At 61.4% G+C, this 12,960-nt stretch carries 11 protein-coding genes; 5 read left to right on the forward strand and 6 right to left on the reverse strand.

What is annotated here, in order from left to right; genetic code table 11:
- Nucleotides 1-43: 43 nt before the first annotated feature.
- From KSS96_RS08315 to KSS96_RS08325, 3 genes are all read right to left on the reverse strand, one after another.
- Nucleotides 44-1,222 (reverse strand): vWA domain-containing protein, encoded by a 1,179-nt coding sequence (locus tag KSS96_RS08315; protein WP_017526673.1) that lies wholly within the window; start codon nucleotides 1,220-1,222, stop codon nucleotides 44-46.
- On the reverse strand, nucleotides 1,222-2,067 hold the full coding sequence (locus KSS96_RS08320) for an AAA family ATPase (RefSeq protein ID WP_017526672.1): 846 nt from the start codon (nucleotides 2,065-2,067) through the stop codon (nucleotides 1,222-1,224). The genes KSS96_RS08315 and KSS96_RS08320 overlap by 1 nt, the downstream gene beginning before the upstream one ends.
- A 104-nt stretch (nucleotides 2,068-2,171) precedes the next feature.
- Nucleotides 2,172-3,248, reverse strand: coding sequence for a DUF748 domain-containing protein (locus KSS96_RS08325; protein ID WP_017526671.1), 1,077 nt, complete (start codon nucleotides 3,246-3,248; stop codon nucleotides 2,172-2,174).
- Between the two features lie 127 nt (nucleotides 3,249-3,375).
- Here KSS96_RS08325 and cysK point away from each other — a divergent pair, with 127 nt between their 5' ends.
- Together cysK and KSS96_RS08335 are read left to right on the forward strand one after the other, a co-directional pair.
- A complete protein-coding gene (gene cysK / locus KSS96_RS08330) occupies nucleotides 3,376-4,350 on the forward strand; it encodes a cysteine synthase A (RefSeq protein WP_065877057.1) in 975 nt (324 codons plus the stop codon).
- 109 nt (nucleotides 4,351-4,459) lie between these two features.
- Entirely contained in the window at nucleotides 4,460-5,398 is a 939-nt protein-coding gene (locus tag KSS96_RS08335; RefSeq protein ID WP_017526669.1) for an aspartyl/asparaginyl beta-hydroxylase domain-containing protein, read from the forward strand.
- A gap of 131 nt (nucleotides 5,399-5,529) precedes the next feature.
- On the opposite strand, the gene acnA is transcribed toward KSS96_RS08335, so the two are convergent.
- Entirely contained in the window at nucleotides 5,530-8,271 is a 2,742-nt protein-coding gene (gene acnA / locus KSS96_RS08340) for an aconitate hydratase AcnA (protein ID WP_116079550.1), read from the reverse strand.
- A 196-nt stretch (nucleotides 8,272-8,467) separates the two neighbouring features.
- Between acnA and rlmM the strand changes: the two genes are divergently transcribed.
- Together rlmM and tusA are read left to right on the forward strand one after the other, a co-directional pair.
- Entirely contained in the window at nucleotides 8,468-9,544 is a 1,077-nt protein-coding gene (rlmM, locus tag KSS96_RS08345) for a 23S rRNA (cytidine(2498)-2'-O)-methyltransferase RlmM (protein WP_065877055.1), read from the forward strand.
- Nucleotides 9,545-9,571: 27 nt separating this feature from the next.
- Nucleotides 9,572-9,823: a sulfurtransferase TusA gene (gene tusA, locus KSS96_RS08350; protein ID WP_065877054.1), complete on the forward strand. Its 252-nt coding sequence runs from the start codon at nucleotides 9,572-9,574 to the stop codon at nucleotides 9,821-9,823.
- Here tusA and KSS96_RS08355 read toward each other — a convergent pair.
- On the reverse strand, nucleotides 9,820-11,214 hold the full coding sequence (locus KSS96_RS08355) for an MATE family efflux transporter (protein ID WP_068934951.1): 1,395 nt from the start codon (nucleotides 11,212-11,214) through the stop codon (nucleotides 9,820-9,822). The two genes, tusA and KSS96_RS08355, sit on opposite strands and share 4 nt — an antisense overlap.
- Before the next feature lie 168 nt (nucleotides 11,215-11,382).
- Here KSS96_RS08355 and pdxB point away from each other — a divergent pair, with 168 nt between their 5' ends.
- Nucleotides 11,383-12,525 (forward strand): 4-phosphoerythronate dehydrogenase PdxB, encoded by a 1,143-nt coding sequence (gene pdxB / locus KSS96_RS08360; protein WP_135196702.1) that lies wholly within the window; start codon nucleotides 11,383-11,385, stop codon nucleotides 12,523-12,525.
- A gap of 52 nt (nucleotides 12,526-12,577) precedes the next feature.
- On the opposite strand, the gene KSS96_RS08365 is transcribed toward pdxB, so the two are convergent.
- Nucleotides 12,578-12,751, reverse strand: coding sequence for a PA1571 family protein (locus KSS96_RS08365; RefSeq protein WP_017526663.1), 174 nt, complete (start codon nucleotides 12,749-12,751; stop codon nucleotides 12,578-12,580).
- Nucleotides 12,752-12,960: the final 209 nt, after the last annotated feature.

A 12,960-nucleotide genomic window follows, 5' to 3' on the forward strand; every position in this document is an offset into this window, starting at 1 on the left:
GCCCCCTCCCACATTGGATTACCTGAATTATCTGGATGTGTGGTTACTTGGAGAGAAACCGCATCCCTTCCTCAAGCCCGCGCAGCGTCAGCGGGTACATCTGGTCCTCCACCAACTCGCGCACAATCCCCGTCGAGGCCGTAAAGTCCCAGGTGTCTTTCGGATACGGATTAATCCAGATCAGCTTCTTGTACTTGGCCATGAAGCGCTGCATCCACACATACCCCGGCTCTTCGTTCCAGTGCTCGACGCTGCCGCCGGCCTGGGTGATTTCGTACGGCGCCATCGACGCATCGCCGATAAAGATCACTTTGTAATCGGCACCGTACTTGTGCAGCAGGTCTTGGGTGGAGGTGCGCTCCGAGGTGCGGCGCAGGTTGTTTTTCCACACGGATTCGTACACGAAATTGTGGAAGTAGAAATATTCCAGGTGCTTGAACTCGGTCTTGCACGCCGAGAACAGCTCTTCGCAGATCTTCACGTGGGCGTCCATCGAGCCGCCGATGTCGAACAGCAGCAACAGCTTGATGGTGTTGCGCCGCTCCGGGCGCATCTGGATATTCAGCAGGCCGGCATCGCGGGCGGTGTGGTCGATGGTGCCGTCGATATCCAATTCGTCCGCCGCGCCTTGGCGGGCGAATTTACGCAGGCGGCGCAGGGCGATCTTGATATTGCGCGTGCCCAGTTCAACCTGGTCGTCGAGGTTTTTGTACTCGCGCTGGTCCCAGACCTTCACCGCCTTGCCCTGACGCTTGCCGGCGTCGCCGACGCGAATGCCTTCGGGGTTGTAGCCGCCTGAACCAAAGGGGCTGGTGCCGCCGGTGCCGATCCATTTGTTGCCACCGGCGTGGCGTTCCTTCTGTTCTTCCAGGCGTTTCTTGAATTCTTCGATCAGCTTGTCGAGGCCACCGAGGGATTGGATCTGTGCACGTTCCTCATCGCTGAGCGAACGTTCGAACTCCTTGCGCAGCCAGTCTTCGGGAATCAGCGCCTGCAGGTGGTCGTCGAGCTTTTCCAGGCCGTTGAAGTAGGCCCCGAAAGCCCGGTCGAACTTGTCGAAATGCCGCTCGTCCTTGACCAGGATCGCCCGGGCCAGGTAGTAGAACTCGTCCATGTCGGCGAAGGTCACGCGCTGCTTGAGCGCGTTGATCAGGTCGAGCAGCTCGCGCACCGACACCGGCACCTTGGCGGCGCGCATCTCGTTGAACAGGTTGAGCAACATCAGCGGTTACCGCGACGGCTCATGAACGCCAGACGCTCCAGCAATTGCACGTCTTGCTCGTTCTTGACCAGGGCACCGGCCAGCGGCGGGATGGCCTTGGTCGGGTCGCGCTCGCGCAGCACCGCTTCGCCAATGTTGTCGGCCATCAGCAATTTGAGCCAATCGACCAGTTCGGAGGTGGACGGCTTTTTCTTCAGGCCCGGTACCTTGCGCACGTCGAAGAACACGTCCAGCGCTTCGCTGACCAGGTCTTTCTTGATGTCCGGGTAGTGCACGTCGACGATCTTTTGCAACGTGGTGCGGTCGGGGAAGGCGATGTAGTGGAAGAAGCAGCGGCGCAGGAACGCGTCCGGCAGCTCTTTTTCGTTGTTGGAGGTGATGATGATGATCGGGCGTTTCTTGGCCTTGATGGTCTCGTCGATTTCGTAGACGTAGAACTCCATCTTGTCGAGTTCTTGCAACAGGTCGTTGGGGAATTCGATGTCGGCCTTGTCGATTTCGTCGATCAGCAGGATCACCCGCTCGTCGGACTCGAAGGCCTCCCAGAGCTTGCCCTTCTTCAGGTAGTTGCGCACGTCGTGCACCTTGTCCACGCCCAGTTGCGAGTCGCGCAGGCGGCTGACCGCGTCGTACTCATACAGGCCCTGATGCGCCTTGGTGGTGGACTTGATGTGCCAGGTGATCAACGTGGCGCCGAAAGACTCGGCCAGCTGCTCGGCGAGCATGGTCTTGCCGGTGCCCGGTTCGCCCTTGACCAGCAACGGACGCTCCAGGGTAATGGCGGCGTTGACGGCCAGTTTCAGGTCATCGGTAGCCACATAGGCCTGGGTGCCTTCGAACTTCATCGGTGTTTCCTCGAATTCATCAATGCCCGGACTATACCGCGCAGCCCTGGCGACTGTGAACGCAGACGGGTTATTCAGTCTCTGAATGGCCGGTCAGCGTTACATCAATCCGCTGACGGCTTGGGTTGTTCATAGCGTGCGTTGAAGGCCTGGATAAAACCGTTGCGCAGGATCGCTAAAAATGCGGAGAAGGCGCTGATATCTTGCTGATGCACGCTGCCGCTGAGTTCGACGCGGGTGGCGAACTGGTTTTTGCGCTGGTTTTTCAACACGGTCTCGCTGGCGCCCACAACGGCCTCCCAGATCGAGCGGAAGATGTTTTTGTCTTTGTTTTCCACATCCTGCTGCCAGTCAAATACCTCTACATCGCGCATCAGCGGCTTGATGTAGCCGGTCAATTGGCCTTTGTCGGCCTGGGCTTCGATGACCACGTCCCCGGTGCCCGCCCTGAAATCGAACTTGCCGTAGGCCGAGGCAAAGTCATTCATGCGCTTGAGCTGCAAGTTTTTGGCGCGAAAGCGGAATTCGAAGTCTTCGAAATTGCTCAGCGGGTCGAAGGTGGCGCTGGCCTCCAGCGGTGCCTGGCCTTGCAGCAGGGCTTTGCCGTCGAAGCGTGCGTCGCGCTTGCCTTTGAGGTCGACCACGTTGGTCAAGTTGTAGAAGCTGGCGTTGACCTCGGTAGCGTTGATGTTCACCGGCGGTTGGGAGTTGAAGTTATGGAACGCGACCTTGCCATTCTGGATGCGCACCTCATCCAGAGTGATCGGCAACAGTTTGCCCAGTTGCTCGCGCCAGTCGGTGCCCTTACCGGTCTGGGACGCCTGCTTGTTGGCGCCGCCGTCGACAAAATTAACTTGCGGGTCGATAAACAGCACGGTGGCCACCACCGCATGGTCGTACCACAAGGAGTGCCAGCTCACTGCCAGGTCGATCAGCGGTGCCTTGACGAACGGTACCGGCACCTTGCCGTCGACCTTGACGATCTGCAGCCCGTTGATCTTGTAGGCGCCTCGCCACAGGGCCAGGTCCACATCGGTGATCTGGCCACGGTAGTCGCCCATGTCCGCAAGCTTGTCATTCAAGTAATTGCGCACCAGGTAGGGCAGGGCGATAGTCAAGGCAACCAGAACCACCACCAGCCCGGCGATGGTCAGGAGCGGCCAACTGTAGCGACGTTTCATGGGAAGGGTCCTCTGTGCCATATAGGGGATGGACTGTTGCGATGGGCGCAACGTTCCTCCGACTGGACGCCTTGGAAGACGAGGCATACCCTTGTTGCCTTCCTGAAATTGCCCAATAGGACCCGTCATGAGCCGCATTTTTGCTGACAACGCGCATTCGATCGGTAACACGCCCCTGGTTCAGATCAACCGCATCGCCCCGCGTGGCGTGACCATCCTGGCCAAGATCGAAGGACGTAACCCGGGTTATTCGGTGAAGTGCCGCATCGGCGCCAATATGATCTGGGACGCGGAAAGCAGTGGCCGACTCAAGCCCGGCATGACCATCGTCGAACCCACCTCGGGCAATACCGGCATCGGCCTGGCGTTCGTCGCCGCCGCGCGTGGCTACAAGCTGCTGCTGACCATGCCGGCATCCATGAGCATCGAGCGCCGCAAGGTGCTCAAGGCCCTCGGCGCCGAACTGGTGCTGACCGAGCCGGCCAAAGGGATGAAGGGCGCCATCGAGAAAGCTGCTGAAATCGTGGCTGGCGACCCGGCTACCTACTTTATGCCCGGCCAGTTCGAAAACCCGGCGAACCCTGCGATCCATGAAAAAACCACCGGCCCGGAAATCTGGAATGACACCGACGGCGCGGTAGACGTGCTGGTGGCCGGCGTGGGCACTGGCGGTACCATCACGGGCGTGTCGCGCTACATCAAGAACACCGCGGGCAAGCCGATTCTGTCGGTGGCCGTGGAGCCGATCGTGTCGCCGGTGATCACCCAGGCCCTGGCCGGTCAGGAGATCAAGCCGAGCCCGCACAAGATCCAGGGGATCGGCGCCGGTTTCGTGCCGAAAAACCTCGACCTGTCGATGGTTGACCGCGTGGAGCTGGTGAGTGACGACGAGTCCAAGGCCATGGCCCTGCGCCTGATGCAGGAGGAGGGGATTCTGTGCGGTATTTCCTGCGGCGCGGCGATGGCGGTGGCGGTGCGACTGGCCGAGAAGCCGGAAATGCAGGGCAAGACCATCGTGGTGATTCTGCCGGATTCGGGTGAGCGCTACCTGTCGAGCATGCTGTTCAGCGATTTGTTTACCGAGCAGGAAAACCAGGCTTGATTTGGGTCAGCGCCGATAGCCAGGGCCTTCTGCATACTGGCCCAACTGTTTATCATGGCCAGCTGCTATGTCTGCTGTTGGCTAGGCGCTTATTTTCAGGAGTTGCTGCATGACCGTTTCGTTGGCCGCCAAGTTGTCGGTGTTGCTGTTGTTTATCGGCAGCACGCTGTATGTGCACCTGCGCGGTAAGGCCCGTTTGCCGATGTTGCGCCAGTTCGTCAACCATTCGGCGCTGTTCGCCCCGTACAACGCCTTGATGTACCTGTTCTCGGCGGTGCCCTCCAAACCCTATCTGGACCGCAGCAAGTTCCCTGAACTGGATGTGCTCAAGGACAACTGGGAAGTGATTCGCGAGGAGGCCATGCACCTGTTTGACGAGGGTTACATCCGCGCCGCCGAAAAGAACAACGACGCCGGTTTCGGTTCGTTCTTCAAGAAGGGTTGGAAGCGTTTCTACCTCAAGTGGTATGACAAGCCGCTGCCATCCGCCGAGGCGCTGTGCCCTAAAACCGTGGCACTGGTGAGCAGCATTCCCAACGTCAAGGGCGCCATGTTCGCGCTGTTGCCGGGCGGCAGCCACCTCAACCCGCACCGCGATCCGTTTGCCGGTTCCCTGCGTTATCACCTGGGGCTGTCCACGCCCAATTCCGACGACTGCCGCATCTTCGTCGACGGCCAGATTTATGCCTGGCGCGACGGCGAAGATGTGATGTTCGACGAAACCTACGTGCACTGGGTGAAGAACGAAACCGAGCAGACCCGCGTGATCCTGTTCTGCGATATCGAACGCCCGCTGAGCAACCGCCTGATGACCCGCGTCAATCGCTGGGTCAGCAAGCAACTGGGGCGTGCCACCGCGCCGCAGAACCTGGATGACGAGCGTGTCGGTGGGATCAACCAGGCCTATGCCTGGAGCAAGACCTTCAGCGATAAGTTCAGCGGCCAGGTCAAACAGTGGAAGCGCAAGCATCCCAAGGCTTACCGCATTGCGCGGCCGGTGTTGGCGGTGGTTGTCCTCGTACTGCTGTGGAAGTGGTTGTTCGGCTGAGCCGAAGCGTTAAACGCGGTCAAAATGTGGGAGGGGGCTTGCTCCCGATAGCGGGGGTTCAGTCACTGATGTATTGACTGACAGACCGCCATCGGGGGCAAGCCCCCTCCCACATTGGTTTGCGTCGTTCTTCAAGAGGCGATCAACTGGCGCAGCACGTAGTGCAAAATCCCGCCTGACTTGAAGTACTCCACTTCATTGAGCGTGTCGATCCGGCACAGCACCTCGACCTTCTCGCTGCTGCCATCCTCCCGCGTAACCACCAGCGTCAGGTTCATGCGCGGCACGATCTCCACGTCCGTCAGGCCGAGGATGTCGATCTTCTCTTTGCCGGTCAGCTTGAGTGTCTTGCGGTTCTGGTCCAGCTTGAACTGCAACGGCAGCACACCCATGCCCACCAGGTTGGAGCGGTGAATGCGCTCGAAGCTTTCGGCAATCACCGCCTTGACCCCCAGCAGGTTGGTACCCTTGGCCGCCCAGTCGCGGCTTGAGCCAGTGCCGTATTCTTGCCCGGCGATCACCACCAGCGGCGTGCCCGAGGCCTGGTATTTCATCGAAGCGTCGTAGATCGGCATTTTCTCGCCGGTGGGGATATACAGCGTGTTGCCGCCTTCCTCGCCGCCGAGCATTTCGTTACGAATACGGATATTGGCGAAGGTGCCCCGCATCATCACTTCATGGTTGCCCCGGCGTGAGCCGTAGGAGTTGAAGTCACGCGGTTCCACGCCTTGCTCGCGCAGGTAGCGGCCGGCGGGGCTGTCGGTCTTGATGTTGCCGGCGGGCGAGATATGGTCGGTGGTGACCGAGTCCCCCAGCAGGGCCAGCACGTTGGCGCCTTTGACGTCCGCGATCACCGGCAACGGGCCGGCGATGTTGTCGAAGAACGGCGGGTGCTGAATGTAAGTGGAATCCGGCTGCCATACGTAGGTTGCGGCCTGCGGAACTTCAATGGCCTGCCACTGCGCGTCGCCGGCAAATACCTCGGCATATTCCTTGTGGAACATGCCGGTGCTGACCTGCGCCACGGCGTCGGCGATCTCCTGGCTGCTTGGCCAGATGTCCTTGAGGTACACCGGTTTGCCGTTTTTATCGTTACCCAGCGGCTCGCTGCTGATATCGATGCGCACGGTGCCGGCCAGGGCATAAGCGACCACCAGCGGCGGCGAGGCCAGCCAGTTGGTTTTTACCAGGGGGTGCACGCGGCCTTCGAAGTTGCGGTTGCCGGACAGCACCGAGGCGACGCTGAGGTCGGCTTTCTGGATGGCTTTTTCGATCGGTTCGGGCAACGGGCCGGAGTTGCCGATACAGGTGGTGCAGCCGTAGCCCACCAGATCGAAGCCGAGGGCGTCCAGGTATTGCGTGAGCCCGGCGGCCTTGTAGTAGTCGGTGACCACTTTGGAACCGGGCGCCAGGGAGCTTTTGACCCAGGGTTTGCGGGCCAGGCCTTTTTCCACGGCTTTTTTGGCGACCAGCCCGGCGGCCATCATCACGCTGGGGTTGGAAGTGTTGGTGCACGACGTAATTGCGGCAATCACCACCGCGCCGTTTTTCAGGCGATAGGTGCTGCCTTCATATTCGTAATCGGCTTCGCCCACCAGGTCGGCATTGCCTACGGCCACACCGCCGCCGCCTTCGCTTTCCAGGCGGCCTTCTTCCTTGCTGGTGGGTTTGAATTGCAGGTCGAGAAAGTCACTGAAGGCCTGGCCGACATGGGGCAGGGCCACGCGGTCCTGCGGGCGTTTCGGCCCGGCCAGGCTGGCTTCGACGCTGCCCATGTCCAGGGCCAGGCTGTCGGTGAAGACGGGTTCCTGACCGGCATGGCGCCACAGGCCCTGAGCCTTCGTGTAGGCCTCCACCAGTTTCACGGTTTCGGCCGGGCGGCCGGACAGGCGCAGATAGTCGAGAGTGACCTCATCCACCGGGAAGAAACCGCACGTGGCGCCGTATTCCGGAGCCATGTTGGCGATGGTCGCGCGATCCGCCAGGGGCAGGTCGGCCAGGCCGTCACCGTAGAACTCGACGAATTTACCCACCACGCCCTTTTTACGCAGCATCTGGGTCACGGTCAGCACCAGGTCGGTGGCGGTGATGCCTTCTTTCAATTTGCCGGTGAGCTTGAAGCCGATCACTTCCGGGATCAGCATCGACACCGGCTGGCCGAGCATCGCCGCTTCCGCCTCGATACCGCCGACGCCCCAGCCGAGTACGCCGAGGCCGTTGATCATGGTGGTGTGCGAGTCGGTGCCTACCAGGGTGTCGGGGAAGGCATAGGTGCGGCCGTCTTCGTCTTTGGTCCAGACGGTGCGGCCCAGATATTCGAGGTTGACCTGATGGCAGATACCGGTGCCGGGCGGCACCACGCTGAAGTTGTCAAAGGCGCTCTGGCCCCAGCGCAGGAAGGCGTAGCGTTCGCCGTTGCGCTGCATTTCGATGTCGACGTTTTGCTCGAAGGCGTCGGCGTTGCCGAACTTGTCGACCATCACCGAGTGGTCGATCACCAGGTCCACCGGCGACAGCGGGTTGATGCGCTGCGGGTCGCCCCCGGCCTTGGCCACGGCGGCGCGCATGGCGGCCAGGTCGACCACGGCGGGCACGCCGGTGAAGTCTTGCATCAGCACGCGGGCGGGGCGGTATTGGATCTCGCGGTCGGACTGGCGCTCTTTGAGCCAGGCGGCAATGGCCTTGAGATCGGCGCCGGTGACGGTCTTGTCGTCTTCCCAGCGCAGCAGGTTTTCCAGCAGCACCTTGAGCGACATTGGCAACTGGTCCAGGTCGCCCAGGCTCTTGGCGGCTTCGGGCAGGCTGAAGTAGTGGTAGGTTTTGCTGTCTATTTGCAGGGTCTTAAGGGTTCTCAGGCTATCAAGCGATGACATGACGCAACTCCTTATGGTCCGCACGGCTACGGACCTGACGGGACGAACAGAGCTTTAAAACTAGCTCTGTTTTGATTAGCAGGCTAATAACTGGACTCTATCGCTGAGTCCAAGGTTCCGAACTCGGCTATCATGCGCGCGTTTTCATGACAGGCATGGCGATAGCGCAACGCCGGTTGATTCACCAGGAGATGCAATGAACACCCTTTTTATGCACTGCCGCCCGGGGTTTGAAGGCGAAGTCTGTTCCGAGATCGCGGAACACGCCGCGCGCTTGAACGTGTCCGGCTACGCCAAGGCCAAGACTGGCAGCGCCTGCGCCGAATTCGTCTGCACCGAAGAGGACGGCGCCCAGCGCCTGATGCACGGCCAACGTTTTGCCGAGCTGATCTTCCCCCGGCAGTGGGCGCGCGGGGTGTTCATCGACCTGCCGGAAACCGACCGCATCAGCGTCATCCTCACCCACCTGCAAAGCTTCCCAGTCTGCGGCAGCCTGTGGCTGGAGATGGTCGACACCAACGATGGCAAGGAGCTGTCGAATTTCTGCAAAAAGTTCGAAGTGCACCTGCGCAAAGCCTTGTTGAATGCCGGCAAGCTGGTGGAAGACCCGAGCAAGCCGCGCCTGTTGCTGACGTTCAAGAGTGGCCGCGAAGTGTTCATGGGCCTGGCCGAGTCGAACAACTCGGCGATGTGGCCGATGGGCATTCCCCGCCTGAAGTTTCCGCGTGAAGCGCCGAGCCGCTCGACGCTCAAGCTGGAAGAGGCCTGGCACCACTTTATCCCCCGCGACCAGTGGGACGAGCGCTTGCATGGCGACATGACCGGCGTCGACCTCGGTGCCGCACCGGGCGGCTGGACGTGGCAATTGGTCAACCGTGGCATGCTGGTGACGGCCATCGACAACGGCCCCATGGCTGAAAGCCTGATGGACACCGGCCTGGTACAACACCTGATGGCCGACGGCTTTACCTTCGTGCCCAAGCAACCGGTGGACTGGATGGTGTGTGACATCGTCGAGAAACCCGCGCGCAACGCCGCGCTGCTGGAAACCTGGATCGGCGAGGGGCATTGTCGCGAAGCGGTGGTGAACCTGAAGTTGCCGATGAAACAGCGTTATGCCGAAGTGAAGCGCCTGCTGGAGCGCATCGAAGACGGCTTCAAGGCGCGCGGCATTCGCGTGGAAATCGGCTGCAAGCAGCTGTACCACGACCGCGAGGAAGTGACGTGCCACCTGCGTCGGCTGGTGGATGTGAAGAAAACCAAGGCCCGCTGAACTGAGCGCCGGTTTCAGGAGTAGACAATGAGCGATATTTTCAACACCGCCGTTGATGGCACCCTCGACGCAACGGGCCTCAATTGCCCGGAGCCGGTGATGATGCTGCACCAGCACATCCGCGACCTGCCGGCTGGCGGTTTGCTCAAGGTGATCGCGACCGACCCGTCGACCCGTCGCGATATCCCCAAGTTCTGCGTGTTCCTTGACCACGAGTTGGTGGGTCAGCAGGAACAGGCCGGTACCTACCTGTATTGGATCCGCAAGAAGGCCGATTAACCCCGCGCCTTGTCGGCCCGGATGCGCCGGCGTGCGCTGCGCGCCAGGCGCACCAGCAGCATCCCCGCCGCGCAACTCAGGCCCACGATCAGCCCCTGCCATAACCCGCTCGGGCCGCTGGGTTCGCCGAGCCAATCGGTCAGCCCCAGGGCATAGCCCACCGGCAGCCCCACGCCCCAATAGGCAAACAAGGTCAGCACCATGGTCACCCGAGTGTCCTGGTAGCCGCGCAAGGCGCCGGCGGCGGTGACCTGGATCGAGTCCGAGAACTGAAACAACGCGGAAAACACGATCAGCGTCGACGCCAGGTGGATCACTATCGGGTCCGGCGTATAGATGGCCGCGATCTGCTCGCGAAACACCAACATCAGGCTGCACGACAGGCAGGCATACGCCAGCGCGGTGCCCATGCCGACCCCAGCGGCGAAGCGAGCTTCACGCGCCTCGCCACGCCCCAGGGCCTGGCCGACGCGCACGGTGACCGCCATGCTCAGGGAGTAGGGGATCATGAACACCAGCGAACTGACGTTCAGCGCGATCTGATGCCCCGACACCACCGTGGCGCCCAGGCTGCCGAGCAGCAGGGCGATCACGGCAAAGATGCTCGATTCGGCAAAGATCGCCACGCCAATCGGCAGGCCAATCCCCAATACGCGTTTGATCACCGCCCATTGCGGCCAGTCGAAGCGTTTGAACAATTCGCTGCTCTGGTACGCCGCTCCCCAGCGCGTCCAGACGGCCATGCCGAGCATCATCACCCACATCGCAATGGCCGTGGCCCAGCCGCAGCCCACGCCGCCCATGGCCGGCACGCCAAAGTGGCCGTAGATGAAGATGTAGTTCAGTGGAATATTCAGCGCCAGGCCGACCAGCCCCATCACCATGCTGGGCCGGGTGCGGCCCAGGCCGTCGCTGAAGCAGCGCAGCACGTAATACAGCGCCACCGCCGGCATGCCGGCCGCAATGCCATGCAGATAGCCCATGGACGGTTCGATCAGGTCGGCTTCGACCTTCATCGCCTGCAGGATCGGTTCGGCACACAGCAGCAGCAAGGCGCCGATGGCCCCCACGACCACCGCCAACCACAATGACTGACGTACCAGCGGGCCGATTTCACTAAAGTGACCTGCGCCGTAGCGCTGGGCGACTTTCGGCGTGGTGGCCAGCAGGGTGCCCGTCATCAGCAGGTACACCGGGATCCAGATCGAGTTGCCCAGGCCCACCGCCGCCAGATCCTGAGGGCTGACCCGCCCGGCCATCACCGCGTCGACGAAACTCATGGCGGTGGTGGCCAGTTGGCCGATCATGATCGGCAGGGCGAGTGTCAGCAGGTCGCGCACTTCCCGGCGGATGCGGGCGGGGCGGGTGAGTGGGGCGATGGCAGTGTTCACGTACAGGTGTCCGATAGAAGGGGCGCAAGGACGGCGGATTCTACGCTTTGACGCAACGGTCAGGAAAAAACCTGTGTTAGCGATTTGTAAGCACTCCCAAGATCAGTGCCCCTCCCACATTGGATCTTCGCAAGCCTGTACACTGCCGGTCCGCCAAAGGAGCCTGCCATGCTGATTGTTGCCGACGAAAATATCCCGCTACTCGATGCATTTTTCCAAGGGTTTGGCGAGATTCGCCGGGTACCCGGCCGCTCCATGGATCGCGCCAGCGTCGAGCAGGCCGATGTGTTGCTGGTGCGTTCGGTGACCAACGTCAACCGTGCGCTGCTGGAGGGTTCCAAGGTGCGCTTTGTGGGAACTTGCACCATCGGCACCGACCACTTGGACCTGGACTACTTCAAGCAGGCCGGTATCCAGTGGGCCAGTGCCCCTGGCTGCAATGCCCGTGGGGTGGTGGACTACGTGCTGGGCAGCCTGCAGACCCTGGCCGAGATCGAAGGCGCCGACCTCGCCACGCGCACCTATGGCATCGTCGGTGCCGGTGAAGTGGGCGGGCGCCTGGTCAAGGTGCTCAAGGGCCTGGGCTGGAATGTGCTGGTGTGTGACCCGCCACGGCAGAGCGCCGAAGGTGGCGAGTATGTGAGCCTGGCGCAGGTCATCGAACAGTGCGATGTGATCAGCCTGCACACGCCGCTGATCAAGTCCGGTAACGGCGCCACCTGGCATTTGCTTGATCGCCAACGCCTTGAACAGCTCAAGCCCGGCACCTGGCTGATCAACGCCAGCCGTGGCGCGGTGGTGGACAACGCCGCGCTGCGCGAGGTGTTGCTGGAACGCGAAGACCTGCAAGCGGTGCTGGACGTGTGGGAGGGCGAGCCCGAGGTGGACGTCGACCTCGCCGACCTGTGCGTGTTGGCCACGCCGCATATCGCCGGTTACAGCCTTGAAGGCCGGCAGCGCGGCACGGCGCAGATTTATCAGGCGTTCTGCGCGCACCTGGGCCAGGCGCCAGGCATTCTACTGAATGACCTGCTGCCGCCCCTGTGGCTGGCCGAGGTGCACTTGAATGCGGCAACCGACCCGGCGTGGGCGTTGGCGACCTTGTGCCGCAGTGTCTACGACCCGCGCCGCGACGATGCGGATTTTCGTCGCAGCCTTGTAGGAACAGTGCAAGAACAGCGCACGGCGTTTGACCTGCTGCGCAAGCACTACCCCGCACGCCGTGAGATCGAGGGGTTGAAGGTGCGGATCAACGGCGAATCCGCCGCGCTGTCGCAGATCGTCTCGGCCTTGGGCGCTGAACTGATCTGACGCGCATAAAAAACCCGGCCATCTAGGCCGGGTCTGAAAGAGCGTGGGCGCTTCAGCCTTGCTGGGCAGGTTTGACCAGGCGCTGTTCCAGCTCGCTGCAGGCTTGCTGGATCATTTCTTCGGTAATCTGCACTTCGCGGCCCTTGGCGTCGATGTACGAGCAAGGCAGTTGCTGCGGTTGGCGGATGACTTCAATTTTGGCATCGCTGCTGTGTTGCAAGGTCATGGCCTGTCTCCTCATCAGGTTGTGTACCTACTCTAAAACCCTCGCGTGACCACGCTGTTACAACTCCTTGGCGGGTCGGCGGTTCGAACGCTCAGTCCACCAGAAACGGCGGCCAATTGCCAGCCAGGCATTAGACCAATAGCCTCTAGCGGCCCGCATCGGTTGGCATAATTAACCTGACTCATTGTTATTTGCCAGAGTTCCCCCAA

It is taken from the genome of Pseudomonas asgharzadehiana (genome assembly GCF_019139815.1).
GTDB classification, from domain to species: domain Bacteria; phylum Pseudomonadota; class Gammaproteobacteria; order Pseudomonadales; family Pseudomonadaceae; genus Aquipseudomonas; species Aquipseudomonas asgharzadehiana.

Bases quoted from the DNA above. Each gene is read 5' to 3' on its own strand.
- KSS96_RS08325 (WP_017526671.1), bottom strand. From the start codon at position 3,248: ATGAAACGTCGCTACAGTTGGCCGCTCCTGACCATCGCCGGGCTGGTG.
- acnA (WP_116079550.1), bottom strand. From the start codon at position 8,271: ATGTCATCGCTTGATAGCCTGAGAACCCTTAAGACCCTGCAAATAGAC.
- rlmM (WP_065877055.1), top strand. From the start codon at position 8,468: ATGAACACCCTTTTTATGCACTGCCGCCCGGGGTTTGAAGGCGAAGTC.
- KSS96_RS08315 (WP_017526673.1), bottom strand. From the start codon at position 1,222: ATGTTGCTCAACCTGTTCAACGAGATGCGCGCCGCCAAGGTGCCGGTG.
- cysK (WP_065877057.1), top strand. From the start codon at position 3,376: ATGAGCCGCATTTTTGCTGACAACGCGCATTCGATCGGTAACACGCCC.
- tusA (WP_065877054.1), top strand. From the start codon at position 9,572: ATGAGCGATATTTTCAACACCGCCGTTGATGGCACCCTCGACGCAACG.
- KSS96_RS08365 (WP_017526663.1), bottom strand. From the start codon at position 12,751: ATGACCTTGCAACACAGCAGCGATGCCAAAATTGAAGTCATCCGCCAA.
- KSS96_RS08335 (WP_017526669.1), top strand. From the start codon at position 4,460: ATGACCGTTTCGTTGGCCGCCAAGTTGTCGGTGTTGCTGTTGTTTATC.
- KSS96_RS08320 (WP_017526672.1), bottom strand. From the start codon at position 2,067: ATGAAGTTCGAAGGCACCCAGGCCTATGTGGCTACCGATGACCTGAAA.
- pdxB (WP_135196702.1), top strand. From the start codon at position 11,383: ATGCTGATTGTTGCCGACGAAAATATCCCGCTACTCGATGCATTTTTC.